At 41.4% G+C, this 17,751-nt stretch carries 15 protein-coding genes, 1 tRNA gene, 1 pseudogene and 1 riboswitch; of the genes and pseudogenes, 5 read left to right on the forward strand and 12 right to left on the reverse strand.

Annotation, left to right across the window (positions count from 1 at the left end):
• Nucleotides 1–219: 219 nt before the first annotated feature.
• Nucleotides 220–2,502 carry a TonB-dependent receptor plug domain-containing protein gene (locus HOD97_06405; protein MBT4281228.1) on the reverse strand — a complete coding sequence of 761 codons (2,283 nt, stop codon included), beginning with the start codon at nt 2,500–2,502 and terminating at the stop codon, nt 220–222.
• A riboswitch (TPP riboswitch) is annotated at nt 2,491–2,594 on the reverse strand. Its footprint overlaps the gene before it by 12 nt.
• 258 nt (nt 2,595–2,852) lie before the next feature.
• Here HOD97_06405 and HOD97_06410 point away from each other — a divergent pair.
• The 4 genes from HOD97_06410 (at nt 2,853) to HOD97_06425 (ending at nt 7,547) form a co-directional block, all read left to right on the forward strand.
• Nucleotides 2,853–4,718 (forward strand): oligopeptide transporter, OPT family, encoded by a 1,866-nt coding sequence (locus HOD97_06410; GenBank protein MBT4281229.1) that lies wholly within the window; start codon nt 2,853–2,855, stop codon nt 4,716–4,718.
• Nucleotides 4,718–5,776 (forward strand): adenosine deaminase, encoded by a 1,059-nt coding sequence (gene add / locus HOD97_06415; GenBank protein ID MBT4281230.1) that lies wholly within the window; start codon nt 4,718–4,720, stop codon nt 5,774–5,776. Before HOD97_06410 ends, add begins: the two co-directional genes overlap by 1 nt.
• A 15-nt stretch (nt 5,777–5,791) precedes the next feature.
• Nucleotides 5,792–7,054: a cystathionine gamma-synthase family protein gene (locus HOD97_06420; protein MBT4281231.1), complete on the forward strand. Its 1,263-nt coding sequence runs from the start codon at nt 5,792–5,794 to the stop codon at nt 7,052–7,054.
• 268 nt (nt 7,055–7,322) lie between these two features.
• The gene (locus tag HOD97_06425; GenBank protein ID MBT4281232.1) at nt 7,323–7,547 is read left to right on the forward strand and encodes a GNAT family N-acetyltransferase; all 225 of its coding nucleotides are present in this window, start codon (nt 7,323–7,325) and stop codon (nt 7,545–7,547) included.
• A gap of 88 nt (nt 7,548–7,635) precedes the next feature.
• Here HOD97_06425 and HOD97_06430 read toward each other — a convergent pair whose 3' ends face one another.
• The 3 genes from HOD97_06430 to HOD97_06440 are packed head-to-tail and all read right to left on the reverse strand — an operon-like array spanning nt 7,636 to nt 11,051.
• Nucleotides 7,636–7,839: a hypothetical protein gene (locus HOD97_06430; GenBank protein MBT4281233.1), complete on the reverse strand. Its 204-nt coding sequence runs from the start codon at nt 7,837–7,839 to the stop codon at nt 7,636–7,638.
• A gap of 9 nt (nt 7,840–7,848) precedes the next feature.
• Nucleotides 7,849–10,173 carry a hypothetical protein gene (locus tag HOD97_06435; GenBank protein MBT4281234.1) on the reverse strand — a complete coding sequence of 775 codons (2,325 nt, stop codon included), beginning with the start codon at nt 10,171–10,173 and terminating at the stop codon, nt 7,849–7,851.
• Nucleotides 10,173–11,051 carry a site-2 protease family protein gene (locus tag HOD97_06440; GenBank protein ID MBT4281235.1) on the reverse strand — a complete coding sequence of 293 codons (879 nt, stop codon included), beginning with the start codon at nt 11,049–11,051 and terminating at the stop codon, nt 10,173–10,175. The genes HOD97_06435 and HOD97_06440 overlap by 1 nt, the downstream gene beginning before the upstream one ends.
• Before the next feature lie 87 nt (nt 11,052–11,138).
• Between HOD97_06440 and HOD97_06445 the strand changes: the two genes are divergently transcribed.
• A complete protein-coding gene (locus HOD97_06445) occupies nt 11,139–11,537 on the forward strand; it encodes a hypothetical protein (GenBank protein ID MBT4281236.1) in 399 nt (132 codons plus the stop codon).
• Nucleotides 11,538–11,653: 116 nt separating this feature from the next.
• Here HOD97_06445 and HOD97_06450 read toward each other — a convergent pair whose 3' ends face one another.
• The 8 genes and pseudogenes from HOD97_06450 to HOD97_06485 form a co-directional block, all read right to left on the reverse strand.
• Nucleotides 11,654–12,157 (reverse strand): hypothetical protein, encoded by a 504-nt coding sequence (locus HOD97_06450; protein MBT4281237.1) that lies wholly within the window; start codon nt 12,155–12,157, stop codon nt 11,654–11,656.
• Nucleotides 12,158–12,208: 51 nt separating this feature from the next.
• The gene (locus HOD97_06455) at nt 12,209–12,952 is read right to left on the reverse strand and encodes a TIGR02206 family membrane protein (protein ID MBT4281238.1); all 744 of its coding nucleotides are present in this window, start codon (nt 12,950–12,952) and stop codon (nt 12,209–12,211) included.
• Between the two features lie 6 nt (nt 12,953–12,958).
• A complete protein-coding gene (locus HOD97_06460) occupies nt 12,959–13,150 on the reverse strand; it encodes a hypothetical protein (protein MBT4281239.1) in 192 nt (63 codons plus the stop codon).
• A 3-nt stretch (nt 13,151–13,153) separates the two neighbouring features.
• Nucleotides 13,154–13,327 (reverse strand): annotated as a pseudogene (locus HOD97_06465) (histone H1 protein).
• Between the two features lie 243 nt (nt 13,328–13,570).
• Complete coding sequence (locus tag HOD97_06470; GenBank protein ID MBT4281240.1) at nt 13,571–14,134, reverse strand: class GN sortase; 564 nt, start codon at nt 14,132–14,134, stop codon at nt 13,571–13,573.
• On the reverse strand, nt 14,131–16,239 hold the full coding sequence (locus HOD97_06475; GenBank protein MBT4281241.1) for a marine proteobacterial sortase target protein: 2,109 nt from the start codon (nt 16,237–16,239) through the stop codon (nt 14,131–14,133). Before HOD97_06475 ends, HOD97_06470 begins: the two co-directional genes overlap by 4 nt.
• Nucleotides 16,240–16,684: 445 nt before the next feature.
• Nucleotides 16,685–17,467, reverse strand: a complete 783-nt coding sequence (locus HOD97_06480; protein MBT4281242.1) for a DUF481 domain-containing protein — start codon at nt 17,465–17,467, stop codon at nt 16,685–16,687.
• A gap of 82 nt (nt 17,468–17,549) precedes the next feature.
• Nucleotides 17,550–17,641 (reverse strand) — tRNA-Sec (locus HOD97_06485).
• Nucleotides 17,642–17,751 lie beyond the last annotated feature (110 nt).

Here is a 17,751-nt window from a genome sequence, read left to right on the forward strand (position 1 = left end):
AGCGGGTTGCTAATCATGGCAAAATGTGCGCGATACAACAAGGCGTAGCCGTCAATGAGAAAAAGACGTTTTCTTTCTGGTTTTTTAGTAGACATGAAGCGTGAAGTTTACGACGGAATTTGCCGAAGGTGAACAGGCAAATCATCAGCATAGCCAAACATTATTTCACTACCTTTTGTCTCTGCCCGTATAACTTGTTTATTCTGGACAGAGCCGGATTTAATACGTATAAATTAAATTAACGAACAGATTCCGGTCGGCGCCTGGCCAGTAAGATCCCCAAGATTCGCCATGCGTAATAACTAGATCATCCAAAGCATTATTTAATCTTATTTGAATATCCAGCGGACCTCTATTCATGTTAACCCCAATATTCATTATATGATATTGTGCCATTGCACTTGTTTCAGTATTCAAATCATCCACAAATCGTTTTCCGACAAGTTGCCCGTGTATAAATGCTTCCACCGATAAAAGCGGACGAAAAAACAATGTTGCATTCGCCAGATAATCAGGATTATTCGGCAAAGTGTTTCCCTTTAATTCACTTCCGTTATCGGAAAATTCATGTCGTGAAACTGTAAAATTCCCTTTAAATTTTATGGATTTAGTTGCCTTCCATCCAAAATCAAATTCCAAACCTTTTCGCATAACTTTCGGGACAGTAGTATAGTCATATGTACCTTCTTCTTCTGAACTTATTTTTCTGAGTATTTCATCTTCTAAATCCATCCAATACGCATTGCAAGATGCATACAAAAATTCGGTAGTGTAATTCGCCCCAAATTCAAAATCAGACACAATCTCCGGATATGCACCTTTTATTTCGAATGACCATTCATCCGGATTGATTATTTGAGCGTCTGCCGGTTCTTTCCTGGTTTGACCAACACTTGCAAACATTGAAAAATCATTGTTGAAGGAATATACACCACCAAATTTCGGATTCACAAAAACCCAATTCGCGGATAGCTGATGCCCTTTTGCATGTCCGATTTTATCTTGATCTATATTCCATCCATGATTTACCAACTGAACATCTGCAGATAAAATGAGTTCGTCCGTCAACTGATAATGGTAATACACAAATCCAGTAAAGGATATTTTTTTTCCGGTATAATCGTAATACTGATACGACCCCACATCGTTCAAAAGCGAATGACTAAAATCCGAAATTTCCCCATAATGATTTCCGCTGTAATATCGTATTTCTCCGCCAATGTCCAACCGATACCACTCAGATTGCTTCGTCCATTGCGGAACGAAACCCACATATCGATTTACCAACCATTTTCGGCGCAATAAATTAGTTGTGGTGTCCGCATAGGATGAATCTGTAATTGCATCAAGATTGTAATTATAAAATGAGACGTCGGATTTATTGGCTTCATAATAACCACTGCCCAAAACTAAATAGAATGTGTTATGAAATACAGATTCATTTTGAAGTCTAAACCGCGAATTCAGTGCATAAATTTGCTGTAGAAAATCATCTGTGAATGCTTTACCTCCTAATCTACGTTTTTCTCTGTCAAAAATGTCGTCCCCATATACTCCGTCCCATAATAAATCTGTATTTTCGTATCCAATTAACCCTGTGAATTTATGGGAAACATTTCGATCGCTAAATTCAGCGCTAAGCGATAACGCACGCTGAGTAGATGAATGATCCTCTCGGTAGCCATCTGAAGTAATGTGTGACAATCGTCCGGAAAATGCCCAGTTTTCACCAAATCGTTCTCCGGATGTGTATTTAAGGGATGATTTTTTTGTGTTGTACGAACCGGCACCAAAAGAAGCAATCACATCTTCATCTTCATATCGAACCTTGGATAAAACATTAATAGAACCTCCAAATGCAGCTGAACCATAGAGGCTGTTTCCAATACCTCGCTGAATCTGAACATCTTCCGCATCACTAAGTAAATCACCATGATCAAGCCAATATACTTGATGACTTTCATTATCATTCAGTGGAACATTATCGAGCATTACGGCAATCCGACTTTGGTCAAATCCACGGATCGAAACGTAGGAATATCCCGTTCCATTTCCACTTTCGCTATAGGACTGGACTCCGGGTTCTGTGGCTAAAACCATTGGAACATCCTGATGCGTAAAATAGGTTTTGATTTCCGGCTCTGTCAGCGTAGAAAAAGCAACCGGTGTTGTGCCTGGAATTGCTCTGCTTGCTGTAACATGCACAATATCTCCCGGTAAAATAATGGATTCTAATTCGATCGATAAATCTTCTGATAATGCAATGGTTCGGTACACTCGATAGCCAATCCTTATAACCGTAATTTCTGTTCCAAGCGGAACGTGTAGGAAAAAATTCCCAAGTTTATCGGTTGTGCTTCCCTTTGCGCCAGCGGTTACATTTGCTTCAGAAATTGCTTCTTTGGTGATGGAATCAATTACCTGCCCGGATATTCCCACATCCTGTGAGTGTGAAACGGAAATAAATAATCCGACACTAAATATGATTGACAATAGTTTCATTCGATTTCCTTCGCTGGTATTATCCATATCAGGTTCAGTGGGTTTATTCTCAGCCGTCAAACCTGTACCTGACAGCACCCCTGTTGGATTTGAATATTACGAACTATTCCTTACATGCTTCAATCTCAATTACTTAAAGATGGAATGATTTAGTCTGTTCATCATTACGATCCTTGGCGCTGGGGACTAGAACATCCGATCCTTATCACAATTCATTTCTAGCGAGCTCCTCATACCTGTTGAAAAGCCATATATCTAAAACACTTTTGGCTTGGAATCGAACTCACACACCATCCTTGATGTGCATCAGCATTCCGTTCTACTTTTGAAGCTAACAAATTGAGAGAAAAATGACGAATAAACAACTACCAGAAATTACGATTAAGGCATTACTGCTTGGGATCATCCTTTCGATGGTTCTCGCTGGTGCCAACGCCTACCTCGGACTTTTCGCCGGGATGACAGTATCTGCATCCATTCCAGCGGCGGTAATATCTATGGGAATTCTAACTCTTTTCAAAAAATCAAATATTCTTGAAAATAATATTGTTCAAACTGCTGCTTCTGCGGGAGAATCTTTAGCGGCCGGTGTCATTTTTACCATCCCGGCACTTGTCCTTCTCGGATACTGGGAAACGTTTGATTATGTGGAAGTTGCTAAAATAGCCGCAATCGGCGGAGTTATCGGTGTACTTTTTACCATTCCACTTAGGCGAGCCCTTATTATAACTGCCAAACTCAAATATCCGGAAGGTGTTGCTACTGCCGAGGTCCTACGCGCAGGCGATGCCGCTAAAAAAGGAACAGAAGATGACGGTTCCGGCGGACTGAAGACTATCGGATTGGCAGGATTGGTCGGCGGCGCTATGAAACTTTGTCAGCAGGGATTTGGCATGTGGCATGCAGAAGTAGCCGGCGCCATGAATTTTGGAAAATCCATATTCGGGATTGGAACTGACATTTCTCCTGCCTTGATTTCAGTCGGATATATTGTAGGTCGTAACATTGGGATTCTGGTGGTTGCCGGCGGACTTATTTCCTGGGCGGTGGCTATTCCCATTTATTCAGCATTGGTGGGATTTGAAGGCGATGCACTTGATTCGGCTTGGACAATCTGGAATTCCAAGATCCGTTACCTCGGCGTCGGCGCTATGGTTGTCGGCGGTGTGTGGTCTCTCATTAAACTTTTTAAGCCTTTAATCGAAGGAATTAAAGCAAGTCTCGATGCGGTTAAAAGTCGGTCTATTGACGAAGATGTTCCTTTGGAAGAACAAGATCTGCCGATCAATTACGTTGGCATTGCTTTGGTGGCATTATTGGTGCCTGTTTTTCTTTTATATTTAGATATAATTGGCTCGGTTGGAATTGCTGCATTATTATCGGTTGTCATGATGATTTTCGGATTTTTATTCTCAGCAGTTGCCGCATATATGGCAGGTGTTGTTGGATCCTCTAATAATCCTATTTCAGGAGTAACGATTGCAACCATTCTCTTCTCGTCCATATTGCTATTGGCTTTGCTGGGAACTGATTCTGGTGTGGGCGCGGCAAGCGCGATCATGGTCGGCGCCGTGGTGTGTTGTGCCGCTGCCATTGGAGGAGACAATCTGCAGGATTTGAAGGCAGGACATATTCTTGGCGCGACGCCATGGAAACAGCAAGTGATGCAAATCGTTGGAACTCTCAGCGCCGCGGTCGTGCTTGGACTTGTACTGGATATTCTTCATACAGCATACACAATCGGCTCGCCGACGTTATCCGCGCCGCAAGCGACGTTAATGAAATCTGTCGCCGACGGAGTCTTTACCGGCGACCTTCCCTGGACATTTGTGTATATCGGTGCAATCATTGCAGTGATAATTATCCTGATTGATATTAGACAGGAAAAAGCAGGATCCGATTTCAGAGTTCCCGTGCTGGCCGTTGCGGTTGGAATTTATCTCCCCATCACATTGACGGTCCCTATTTTTATCGGTGGAATGATCAATCATTTGGGTAAAAAAGCAGGAGGATCCAAAGCATCAGAAAAACGAGGGCTACTCATGGCTTCCGGTTTAATCACTGGTGAAGCTTTGATGGGAATTCTCGTAGCGCTTCCTATTTTTCTTACCGGCGTAAAAGCATGGTGGCCGAATTTCAGCGGGTTTGAATGGGCAGGGCCCGTAGCATTTCTCGTTGTGATTTATTGGCTATACAGCTCGGTTTCTAAAAAATAATGACTCTTTCGTTAGAGCTTCTGAAAAAATTACCAAAGGTAGAACTTCACTGCCACCTTGACGGATCGCTTCGAGTAAAAAGCATCCTCGATTTAGCCCAAAAGCAAAAAGTTGATTTACCGAGCACCCATCTTGATGAATTAACAAAGATACTCACCATTGGAAAAAATCGTGGTACGCTTGAAGAATATTTGGCACGCTTTGAAATAACACTCAGTGTAATGCAAACACCCGAAGGTCTAGAACGAGCAGCATTTGAATTGGTCGAAGATGCGGCACGGGAAAATGTGCGTTATATCGAGATTCGCTATTCACCAATCCTACATACAGAAATGGGAATGACACCGGATGAAACAGTAGATGCAGTGAAAAAGGGATTGAAATCGGCCGAAAATGAATTCGGTGTGAAATCCGGTATCATTATCTGCGGAATTAGAAATATCAGTCCTGAAGCTTCCTTGCATTTGGCTGACCTTTCCGTCCGATATAAAAAGAAGGGGGTGGTCGGTTTCGACCTTGCCGGTGCAGAAGAAAATTTCCCGGCAAAAGATCATCGGGAAGCATTTTACATCATTTTAAATAGCAACGTTAACGCCACTATTCATGCCGGCGAAGCCTTTGGACCTGCATCTATTCACCAAGCGATTCATTATTGCGGTGCCCACCGAATCGGGCATGGAACCCGCCTAAAGGAAGATAAGGATTTAATGCATTATGTAAATGATCATCGCATTACCCTTGAAGTTTGTCTTACATCAAATTGGCATACAAAATCGATTCGTTCTCTGAAATATCATCCATTTAAATTTTATTACGACCAGGGAATTCGGGTTACATTGAATACAGACAATAGACTGATGTCCGATACAACAATGACAAAGGAATTTGCCCTCGCTCATTCGCTTTTCGGATTATCCCTTCACGATTTTCGTGAGATTACCATTATTGCAATGAAGAGTGCATTCCTTTCTCACAACAAACGAAGTGTCATGATTAAATCAATCGCACATGAGCTTGAATCTGAGTTTGGACTGATGCCAGAATACATTAATCAATAAACGAAATAATTGACCATGGATAAAAAAGATCTTCAAAAAATTATGAAACCGGAAAGTTTAATGATGTCTTTTGGGTACGAACCAAAATGGTCCGAAGGTTCCGTAAAATGTCCCATTTTCCAAACATCCACATTTGTTTTTAATACCGCAGAAGAGGGGAAAGCATTTTTTGAAGTTGCCTATGGAATAAGAGATAAAAAACCGGATGAAACATTGGGATTGATTTACAGCAGACTGAATAATCCGGATCTGGAAATTTTAGAAAACAGATTAACTTTATGGGAAAAAGCGGATGACTGTGCCGTATTTGAAAGCGGAATGTCAGCCATTGCCACTTCCCTGCTGGAATTTTTGAAACCCGGTGATGTATTGCTATTCAGCAAACCTCTTTATGGAGGCACTGATCATTTCATTAAACATTTTCTGACGAAATACGGAATCAACATTATCGGTTTCCATGCGGATAATACCAAAGAAGAAATCATTGAAAAAATTGAAAAATCCGGGCACGCAGATAAACTAGCTTACATTTATATCGAATCACCGGCAAACCCCACAAATGCACTGATCGATATTCAAATGTGCAAATCCATAGCGGATCAATATGCAACCAAAGAAAAACCTGTCATGATAAGTGTAGATAACACTTACATGGGACCTTTGTGGTGCAGTCCCTTGGAACACGGTGCAGATATTGTAATTTATTCCGCTACAAAATATATCGGAGGCCACAGCGATCTTATTGCAGGTGCTTGTCTGGGCTCAGAGAAAACCATTGCCCGGTTAAAAGGATTGCGAACCTTTATGGGAAATATGACAGGTCCTTGGACAGGCTGGTTATTAATGCGTAGTTTAGAAACATTAAAACCACGAATGGAACTTCAAGGAAAAAATGCTTTAAAGGTGGTGGAGTTTTTAAATCAACATCCCAAAATTGAAAAAGTGTATTATCTTGGACTTATTGAAGAATCAAATCACCATTTTGAAATATACAAAAAGCAATACACCGGACCGGGCGCAATGTTAAGCTTTGATGTGATTGGTGGTGAAGCAGAAGCGTTTAAAGTGCTAAATAATATGAAATTAATTAAACTGGCAGTGAGCCTTGGGGGAACTGAATCGCTTGCTGAACATCCAGATACCATGACGCATGCAGATGTTTCTCATGAAGAAAAACGTGCTATGGGAATCAGCGGGAAAATGATTCGCCTTTCTACAGGAATTGAAAATTCCGACGATATTATTTGGGATTTAAAACAAGCGCTGGAAGCAATTTAAATTGATCGCAAGGAACCATTGGGTCCGGATAATTACGGTTAAATTATTTTGAATAATAATTTCAAGATCCGCCTAGCGAGCTCTATTGATTTAGAACATCTTATATCTTTCGATCATATCGCTAAAAGTCAACATTCGAGGGTAGAATATTTAAGAGATAAAATTAATTTATCATCTTTGTATATAGGCATAAGTGATACTAAAATTATTTGCTATGGTATTTTAAGTTATAATTTTTTTTCAAAATGGATGGCTTGAATTAATTTATGTGGATAAATCTCATCGGAATATGGGAATAGGTTCTAAAATGATACAATTCTTTATTGAAATTTGTGAAACATCAAAACTATTTACATCTACAAATAATACAAATATTGCAATGAGAAAACTTCTTGAAAAAATGGGGTTTGAAAAAAGTGGGGTTGTTAATAATCTTGATGAAAATGATTCAGAGCAAATATTTTTCAAACTTATTCGTTATAGCGCCCTTTAATTCCCTCGCTGATTTTCTGCAGTCAGGTGGACTCAATTATACATAGTCAGCCAACCTTCGCTTGCGTGTTCAAGCTTGATTTTAATCTCTAATCCTTCTCTTTTTTAGCGAGGAATTTTTCTTTCATTTTATCCACCCATTTTTTGAGAGGTGGAAATACGCTACTAAGCAATAGCAGTCCCGGTAAACCAAACATCCATCCTTGAAAAATCGGTATCAATCCACCGATCAACCCGATAATCACAAGGATCACCCCAATAATTACTTTGACTGTGTCTGTGAAAAATTTCATCCCAAGAATTTAATGCCGAATAAGGGTTATTTTTTCAAAAGCTGATGAACCGTCTGTTCCATAAATAGCAATCAAATAGACCCCAGACCCAACGTAGCGACCTGAGGAATCTTTTCCATCCCAAAACGCCTGATAACCGCTAACACCACTATTCCCTTCATCTAGTTTTTTCAGCACATTTCCATTGAATGTCATAATCATCACCGAACTGCCTTCAGTAAGTCCATCAATTACAAGAGATTTATCGCTTGGCGTATGAAATGGGCTTGGAAAAACATCGATAGAACTGTAAGAAGATTTTTGATCTGCAAAGGGAATTTTGATTGCGTTAATTCCTTTGGATGTCGTGACATAGGCAATCCCACGTTTTTCATCAAAATCAATGTCAGTAATTTCATTCGATAAAAGAAAACTATTATCTACGTTCAAACCATTAATATCAGGCCAATAGGTTGCGCCAGACGTAAGAACATGAATTCCTTCGGATGCAGACACAGCCCAGATATTTTCAGATGGATCAATTTTTATTCTTGAACCACTTCCGAAAGGAATATTTGGGAAATAAGTAAATCCGCGGTACGACTCAGGATCACTGTTTGAAGCTTGAAGCCAAATCCCGGTCAAACCTACCGGAGATAAAATATAGAGGACATTGGAACTGGTGACCCCTAGCGACCAAACGGTTGTATTGGAATGACTTGAACTCACCGTAAGTGAAGCCCATTCTTTAGTCATAGGATTATCAGGATCGCCTTCGTAAGCAAGCATCGCAAGACCGCCATCATCCACGCCGGCAGGATTGATGTAATCATCTTCAAATGAGCCAATCCATAAGCGTCCCCATCCATCAAAAGCTAAGGAATTTGGCGTAAGGCTAACATCACCCCCGCTTTCTGATGCACTAAAATTCCCCCAATTACCAGAAGCGGAACGAACTGCAATCGGATCTAAATCGTGAGTAGCATATGTATTTGCAGCCCAAAGATTTCCGTCCGCATCAAACTCAATATCTTTAACGGACATATGTTCATCGAGATTCCAATCAAGGTAGGCGGTATCAATAAGTGTAAATGTTTCCGGATCATCAACATCCATGATTACGATCCCACCGCCATGCTGCCGCGGAAACGGATAAGTTCCACGAATAGCGAGATACAGCATTCCATCCGGGCCTTGCTCTATATCAGCGACAAAATCCCCAAAATCAATTTTCAGCGTATCGGCAGTATAAAAATCATAATCGTGCGAAGTTTTGATGGATTGTTTGGTATAATTTTCTACAATATTCCGCCAACCTGCAGTTTCTCGAATCGCCAACCCCGCATTTCCCCCGGCAACAATCCGACCGTCATTCAATACACAAATCGCGGAAAAATAATTGGTAAGGGGTGCATTTGGAATCCACCTACTAAAGGTGTAAGAACTTTCATGAAATTCTGCAATGCCCTGTTCTGTTCCGGCGAAAATTTTTCCGGATGCGGAAACCAAAAGTGATGTTAAATCAAAGGATGGCGAAGCAGCAGCGTTTGAGCCATGGAAAATCGAGTTTTCGGTCACTGCCCAAAATGAACCGGTCCTGTCATTTGAAATATCTAAAATTTCATTTGATCCGGATAAGACGAGAGACAAGCCATCATTTGCGATGCGGTAAATAGATGATCCAAGCACTACAAAAACAGTATCATTCGAAAGGCTGACTGCATTCACATTGTCGGTTAAACTAGAAAAAGGCCTCCCCCACGTTGCCGGGCCTTTGAGGTTATCTTCTACCCAATTTGCGGAAAAAAGTCCTGCGTCGGTTCCCACCAAAAGACTATCCCCTCTCACTGCAATTCCTGAAATGGAACTGATAGAAACAGGCCAATTTTTATACACATCTCGATATTCAAACCCAGAGTTTGTCAATCGAAATTCGATAATCCCAAGATCTTGATTCAATTTCATAGCGCCGAATACAACCGAATCCGAAACGGCGAAATCTAAAATTTCTGATAAATCGTAATCAAAGGTGGCGATAACTTCTTCTGCAATCGGATCAAATATATTAATAAAGCCATCCGGACTTGATCCGCCGACCCAGATATTATTTTCCAGATCTTTTGCAATGGCGGCGAGATCCGTGCCGGAAAGCCCGTGCAGGTTTGTGAATGTTTTAAAGGATGATGTTTCAGTTTCAAATCTGAGAATTCCACCATCCGTTGCATTAAATACAGTGTCTCTGATTTCAACCAACATGCGGACCTTGAGAGGCGATGTAAAGGAATCCCAATCACCAATTCGGACTTGGCCGCCGACCAAACCGACACACATTATCAATGCGGTAAAACGATTCATTATCCGGATTGAAACGGCGCAGGAATGAAACAAAGAATAAAAATCACGAGACAAGCATAGCCGATGAGTTTATTATTTTTAGAGAGCGGAATATGAATATCTTGAACCGGTGGATGACTGGTAGTCCTCATTAACACAATAATTAGAATCGCCCAAACCAACCAATTCAATGAAAACAAACTAAGCGGAATTAATGCAGCAAACGCAATTTTTGCGAATAGGTCGTGCTTCTTCCCCAACATCGCATAGGCGATGTGTCCACCGTCAAGTTGACCAATTGGGAGGAGATTCAGCATGGTAACTAACAAACCAATCCACCCTGCAAATGCCACAGGATGCAGCATAATATCCTGTGAATCACCCAAGCCGGGATAAATCGCAACAGTCAGTAATTTCATGAGAATAGAATCACCCAGAATTATTCCTTCAAATTTCGGAGAAAGGTCTATCACTTCGGACATCATTAATCCAATAATCAGCGCCGGAACTGCTACGAAAAATCCTGCGATTGGCCCAGCCGCACCAATCTGAAGCAAGGCATCTCTTTTGCGTACGGGTGATTTCATTTTAATAAAGGCGCCAAAGGTTCCAATAAATGTCGGTGCCGGAATGAAATAAGGAAGTGTCGCTTCTACATGATGTTTTTGAGAATAATAAAAATGCCCAAATTCGTGGGTTCCCAATATCAGCATTAACGTTAAAGAAAATGGAATTCCTTTCAGCAAATCCAATGGATGAGTCCAAAAAGTGCCACCTTCCATCATTGATCCTGCCATTAATGTCGTGAATAACGTCATGAAAAACAAAACGGTATTGATTCGGGGGATTTTTGGAATCCTCAGGATTACATCATCTTTGGTTATTTCAGGATCTGTCATAATAACGAGGTAAAATCTACCTTTGAACCTGTAAGTAGGTCAAAGGGTTCCATTTTGTTTTTTCCCTGATTGCTCCGAAGTTCTGCCATGCGAATATTATCTGCACTCATTCTTCTGTCTATGTTGGTTGCACAGGAAGCCGATTCACCCTTTTCTATTGAGGTCCGTCCGCGCGTGATGGATAAAAATCGGTTATACGTTGTGGTGCAGGTTGAAAATAATACCGGGAGGCGCATCACCCATCTTGAGGGATTTATTTCTAAACTGAATGCATCTGGAAGACGCACTGCCCAGCGAAGATTATCCATGATACGGAGAGCCGATCCGGGTTTTGAACCGGGATTTTCCATATCGCGAGGTCTTCATTATCCGCATTCCGGAACAATAGTTGAAGATTATATTTTTGAAATTTCGAAATTAAAATTCTTCGGAGATCAAAATATCTATACGTATCACCCGGCGGCGGGATTTATTCGGATTGACTGATATTTCCTAATTCCTTTTCCAGTTTTGTCATCCTGAGGAGGTACGACGAAGGATTACAACCATCTGTTTTCCTACTTCAAACAGTTTGAAGTTCTTTAAAATGACATTGTTCTTAATTATTCTTTTACTTTATTAAGGTGTTTTTGAACTTTACTGTCCAATAATTCATTCAAATCTTTTTCGCTTAAATCCAAAATTAATTTATTAATCCAAAATTTAGTTTGCTTAATGTAAGCATCAATGATTTGCATAGGGGCTCGCTCAGCATACATAGTTGCCACGAGCATTGCCGATGGAACTGGTACATACACATGCAGCGGATCCTTATAAAAATTATCGAGAGAGCGAACCATTTCTCGTGTTGTCAAATAATCAATCGTTTCGCTGTAGAGACTATCGGCGAATTCACTTTGAGACTCCCACGCTTTTAAATAATAATAGAGTCGGCCATCCAGCACACCATTGATGTACGCCGCCTTGATCCGATACACCATTTCAGGATTATGATTCCCGAGCTGATCAACTCGGCGCCAATCTCCGCCATCCCAAAAGAGTCGGTTTTCTTGCTGACCCAACAAGAGAGAGAGAAAAAAACTGATGAAAATTGCTGTACGCTTCATGGTTGTTATTGGAAAATAGAACTGAAAAATGGGTATTTCCACCCTGATATTTTAAGTGACGTTTCTTTTTTTAATGAAATAAATCGGAAGATAAGCTACAGCAAAATGCGCCAGTGCCACAAATTCCGCCGACAATATATACCATGGCCACGGTCCTAAATAATCCAACAAGGATGGAATGTGTTCGCCAAGATCGTTCACCGGTTTGCCACGGATCCAGAAATAATTCGCGTCGAGAATAAGATTCACAGGAATGGTTAACAGAAAAAAGGCATTTAACCCAATAAACGCTCGTTTGAGGCTTATGATAGTTGGTTTCATTTCATACACTACTGTTGCATAAATCAAGGCAAGAATAAGTCCATTATGTCCAATCCAAAACCGGATAAAATGAAAATGCGGAAAGGCCTGCGAAATATCCGGTGTAATCGCTGCTTGAAACATGCCGGAAAAACCCCAAAAATACAGCACTTCGTACACCCTGAAATTCTTTTTCAGCATGACAAACGGAATAATTAAGTTAGCGAACCTACAAAGATGAAACGGAAGGTGAAGTTTTAAATCGAAGGTTCCTGCTATCAATTCCAGCCCAACCCACACGATGTAGTTTCCCATTACAAGGAAACCGATTACCGCGCCGAAACGATCCTGTTGAGATGGATTAAGTTTTTGCTTCGCATAGATCGGAATTGCGATGAACAATACCAATGAAATGGAAAGCGCCCACAGATGCTGACTTCCAAACATTTCGAACGAGTCAAACGTGTATAGGTATCGGTGGACGGACTCGCGCACGCGGATTTAAGGTTTATCTTCGAATGCTTTTTGTAAATGATGTGCACCGCCCCATCCTGCTACGGCAGCTCCCATCCAAATGTGGCTAAACTTTTGCCCAAGCTCTTTCAAAGTATATCCAAAATAAACCAATGCAATGGCTCCAACTAGTAGGACTAACGCTAAAAAAAGGCGTAATCGCCAATCAATGTGGATCAAAGGTTAATCCTTGGCCTTGGCTTTTTTCTTGGCGGCGGGTTTCTTTTTTGTAGCCGGTTTTTTCTTAGCAGGTGCTTTCTTTGCCGGTTTCTTTTTGGGAGTTGTCTTTTTGGCTACAGATTTCTTGGTTGCTGTTTTCTTTGCGGTTGGTTTCTTCTTAGTTACCGGTTTTTTCTTTGTCGCTGTTTTTTTCTTGGGAGCTTCCTCTGTTGCAACCGGTTCTTCAACTTCAACCGGTTTGGGTGCAGCTGACTTCGCTTTCGATAATAATGCCTGAGATTTTAATCGCATCCGTTCTTTATTTTTTCGATGGCGGATGTTGACCATTTTCTTTTTCTTATTCATAAGTTCCTTTCAATATTTCATTACGCTGGAATAAAAACAATATAAGCAAAGAAATTACTGATTGTTGCCAATAAATCAATCCACAATTAATCCCCGCACAATAAATCTGTCTCTGGCTTTTCCTACATGATTAAACGGATAACAGGTAATGAGGGTAATGCAGTCATTTTCTGTTTCATCAATCCAGTAAATATCATCGCCGAAGACTGGGCGGACTTCGCTCACAGTGAATGATTGAGTTGCAAATGTAGATTCAAGCTCAATCGTGTCGCCGATTTTAATGTCTTTTAGCGGACGAAAAAAACTATCGCGGTGCCCAGCAATGACGATATTGCCACTACTGCCGGGTCGAGACGAGTTTGAAAGATGCCCCGGTCCAAACGCCAGTGCTTCACCGGAGACACCGCCCAATACTACATTCTCAATTCCAACTGAATTTATGGTCAATTTTCCCACCGGATGCGTGTCCGCCCATTCCCATGGATTCTGCACAGTCTTTTCAGATTTTGTCCGTTCCCATGCCTTTTCCAGCAATATCGAGGCCAATTTCCCCTTTCCATAGTAATAGGTGGATTTCCCGACCAAAATAAATCCGAGTAAAATCAGTAAAGTTGGAACAAAACGATACAGTTTTGTCATTTTCTCGTCCTCTCTACAAACATCCGCGTTAGCGCGAAACCTGTTCCAATCAGAACACATCCGATCAAAATCATTAGCGGAAAGGATGTTCCGGTCTGCGGTAACGTTATATTCGATACCTTTTGGATGAGGTTCTGCTGACCGTTGGAATCGGCACTTTTCATCACAACCATCTTTGCACTGCCGAAGACAGCATCGTAATTCCAACCTTTAGGAAGATCCGTCGGAATCGAAAGCGAGGCTAACTGCCCACCCGGATTCATAATCCTGTTTTCTACCGCCACGAAAGAGGTGAATTTTGTAACGAGATTATGATCGAGCGCGAGTTGGATGATATTATCCTTCACATCTTTATTCCCGAGACGATAGTCATCCATCAAGTCACCGATGTTGCGTCTTGCCCAAATCGACGGGATACCCGGATCATTTTTGGTGTTTTCAAGGTCTAGAGGAAGATCCATCCGAAAATATCCCGCCGGTGTCTTTCCGGTCAGCACAGCAGTTTCATTTTTCAAACCGCTGGTTTTCCCGAATATCAGCATCGGCTCATCATGGAAAAGGTCTCGAATTGGATTTGGATGAAAATCTACGTTGCCGTCAATCTTGAGGTTCATGTTTGTGAGCACCGGCTTTTCAATCCGCCTTAGAAGCGTGTTCATTTTCCCCTCTACCTGAGATGTAGATGATATGTGTGTAAATGTTCCCTTCCCAATCTTCGCTGATTTTCTTAGCAAAAACGAGTTTGGCGAAGATCCGATTCCTATGGGAAAAAGACGAGAATTTCCGAGATAATTCTTGATATCGGATAAAATTGCATTCTCATTTCCGACATCGCCATCCGTGAGAAACATGATCATTCGCACCGCGCTGGGATCGGACACTTCTTTCAATGCTGCTTTTAGTGCAGGCCGCACGTTCGTTCCACCCGAAGCAGTAAAATATTTGACATGCTTTACCGCATCACGTTTGTTAGCCCATGAAGCGGGAACTGGCGCTAGACTGAACTTTTGGAAATGGTTGTTAAAACGAATGATGTTAAAATGATCTTGATTGCCCAAAGATTCAATCGCTTTCACCAAAACCTTTTTCGCCTGGCGTATTGATTCACCGCTCATCGAACCTGAAACATCCAGAACATAGATCATTTCCTTTGGAAGGTTTTCTTCCGGTACATCCACAGGCGGAACTGCCATCAGCATGAAATAATCGTCATTCCCTTTTTTCGCTGAAAAGAGCGCTGCTTTCGGTTCGCTTCCTTGCGCAATCTTGTATTCCAAAACAAAATCCCGATTGGGAATTTCATCCGAATTTTTAAGAACAATAAAACGCGAGCCGGTTCCAGTGTGAATGATGTCCACTTCGTGGGAAACGGAAAACACCGTTTCCAGTTCAAGACCTGTTTCCAATTCAACTGAAAGGCTTACCGTGTTTCCGCTGCGCTTTTCGTCCTTCACCACCGGCGGCGTGATGCGGCTGGCATCCGGTACTTTGTCCGTGTCCACGGACCAGCCTGAGCCTGAAAATCCCGGAATCGTATCTCCCGGAATGTATCTCGGGCCTACCACCATCGGGAACCGAAGGTGGAAAGTGCCGGAAGAGTAATCCACGTGGTCCACGTACTGCAGGCGAACTATTATCGTGTCGCCGGGCAAAATATTGGCTACGGAATTGGTAAAGATATTCGGCCGTTCCTGTTCGGTGAGGCTAGTGCGCCTCCCTTCCTTTTTCGCTTGTTCGTACTTCTTTTTCGCTTCTTTCCGCTCGGCGACTTCGCTCTGGATCAGCCGGTCGTTGACCAGCATCTGCATGTCCGAGACAGCCGCCTGATCCGGAAGCGGAAAAACATAGATCGCCTCGATCGGCGCATCGTTATCGTTGGTGAATACCTGATCCACCGTGGCGGTGGCGACCATACCGCTTATCTTTATCTTTACGCGAGTATCGAGCTTTGGCATTTCATAATAGGCACCGGGTTCTTCTGCCGCAATCAGCAGCATTCCTTCCTTTACATCATTCAGGTTAATCGGGATTTTGTCGCTTGTGTTCGAAAAACCGAACGATACAAAACACATGGTTAAGACAAAACGAGGTAACAATCCGTTCATAGTGAGTTCCTTTCTCTCTTTAACGAAGAAAGCCGAAACACTGCTATGCAGCAGTACCTCGGCCTCCTCTTTTTACTGATTAGGTTTGCTTACAACCTATTGTGGACTGCTACAATGGATTGGGTGGAAAGTTCCAACTAAACCACACTCTTACATATTTTTTGAATAATTAATTGAAACTTTTTTATTGATGTATAGCATTGATTCATAAAAAAGGATAATTACTATGCCTTATCAAAAAATAATAAATGGTTCATGACAATGGAAAGTTAATTAGAAATCTCTCAGCATACTTTAAAGAATGCGGCGAGCGAGAATATGAGTTTGGCTTTTCCTACATGATTAAACGGATAACAAGTGATGATTCTGGATCAATAATTGCCAAGGTTTTTTAAGAATCGCAATATCAATACTTTCAGGTTTTTATAATTAATAGGTTGCCAGGTTAAAAAATAAATGAAATCCCATTCGATAATTGAATGTACGTATTCCCCAAAGTTCCGTGGGGATCATTATCATATCGGTAGTTTAACTTGATCGCAATTGAAAATGACTTGTTCAGCGCAATATCAAACCCTCCATCATATAACACACGGTAATCCTTCGCATCCGAAGAAGCAACTTGAAAATAGGCCGTATTATTCAACTGAATCGTGTCGGATAATTTCCACATATACGTTAGGTAATTGGTAGATCGAATTAGTTTCATTTCCGGTTCTGTCGCTAGCCCGTAAGTCTCATTTTCCTGCATGGCGCCGATTCCTAAAAAAATCGTTGTTCGATTGCTGTTAGACAGTTTTACTCTTAGGCCCGAACCTACAAGAAAACGGTTGTTCAAATCTAAAAAATCATTAAATCCGAATTGAGAAAACCCTTCTAAAAAGTACTTTTCCGTTAGCGATTTAGTCACTCTCAAATGGCCGAACCCCTTATTTACAATGGTATTTATATCCGCACCCTTTTCTTTTTCATATCCATTTTCATAATTAAGAATTAAGAAACTGGTCAATCCTTTTTTGATAGCCACATCCAGCCTGTATTCTGCTGCAATGTCCACAACTTCTTCATCTGCTTTTTCTACAGCAAGGTCAAGGCTGAATTGGTGCATAATTCCATTGGCATCCTCCGCCCTCAAATCCTCGGTATTAACCTGCGCTATCAGACATCCAACGGAAAGTAGAATCAGGATATAATGAATCAAATTTTGTTTTCTATTGATAACAACCATAATGATCTTTCTTGCGCATTAGCGCTTATTAAGGCTTACAGATGAGCTCAACCTTCATGACAGTGAGGGAACTCAAATCTAGCGGGAACGCGTGAGAATCGAACTCACCGGACTTGTCACCAAGTCCCAGCGGTTTTGAAGACCGCGGCCGGCACCAGCCTTGCAATCATTCCCATGTTTTTAACACAGAGGCACGAAGGATGTTAAGCAAATCTAAAATAAAAACTACAAAACCATCTTGGTGGTCTTGGTGATCTTTGTGCTTGAATCTTTCCTCTTTGTCT

Source organism: Candidatus Neomarinimicrobiota bacterium (genome assembly GCA_018651745.1).
Classification (GTDB): Bacteria; Fidelibacterota; Marinisomatia; order Marinisomatales; family TCS55; genus JAAZYX01.

What these genes read in the sequence shown, in the direction of transcription:
- HOD97_06405 (MBT4281228.1), bottom strand. Translation starts at nt 2,502, where the DNA reads ATGAAACTATTGTCAATCATATTTAGTGTCGGATTATTTATTTCCGTT.
- HOD97_06410 (MBT4281229.1), top strand. Translation starts at nt 2,853, where the DNA reads ATGACGAATAAACAACTACCAGAAATTACGATTAAGGCATTACTGCTT.
- add (MBT4281230.1), top strand. Translation starts at nt 4,718, where the DNA reads ATGACTCTTTCGTTAGAGCTTCTGAAAAAATTACCAAAGGTAGAACTT.
- HOD97_06420 (MBT4281231.1), top strand. Translation starts at nt 5,792, where the DNA reads ATGGATAAAAAAGATCTTCAAAAAATTATGAAACCGGAAAGTTTAATG.
- HOD97_06430 (MBT4281233.1), bottom strand. Translation starts at nt 7,839, where the DNA reads ATGAAATTTTTCACAGACACAGTCAAAGTAATTATTGGGGTGATCCTT.
- HOD97_06435 (MBT4281234.1), bottom strand. Translation starts at nt 10,173, where the DNA reads ATGAATCGTTTTACCGCATTGATAATGTGTGTCGGTTTGGTCGGCGGC.
- HOD97_06440 (MBT4281235.1), bottom strand. Translation starts at nt 11,051, where the DNA reads ATGACAGATCCTGAAATAACCAAAGATGATGTAATCCTGAGGATTCCA.
- HOD97_06445 (MBT4281236.1), top strand. Translation starts at nt 11,139, where the DNA reads ATGCGAATATTATCTGCACTCATTCTTCTGTCTATGTTGGTTGCACAG.
- HOD97_06450 (MBT4281237.1), bottom strand. Translation starts at nt 12,157, where the DNA reads ATGAAGCGTACAGCAATTTTCATCAGTTTTTTTCTCTCTCTCTTGTTG.
- HOD97_06470 (MBT4281240.1), bottom strand. Translation starts at nt 14,134, where the DNA reads ATGACAAAACTGTATCGTTTTGTTCCAACTTTACTGATTTTACTCGGA.
- HOD97_06475 (MBT4281241.1), bottom strand. Translation starts at nt 16,239, where the DNA reads ATGAACGGATTGTTACCTCGTTTTGTCTTAACCATGTGTTTTGTATCG.
- HOD97_06480 (MBT4281242.1), bottom strand. Translation starts at nt 17,467, where the DNA reads ATGGTTGTTATCAATAGAAAACAAAATTTGATTCATTATATCCTGATT.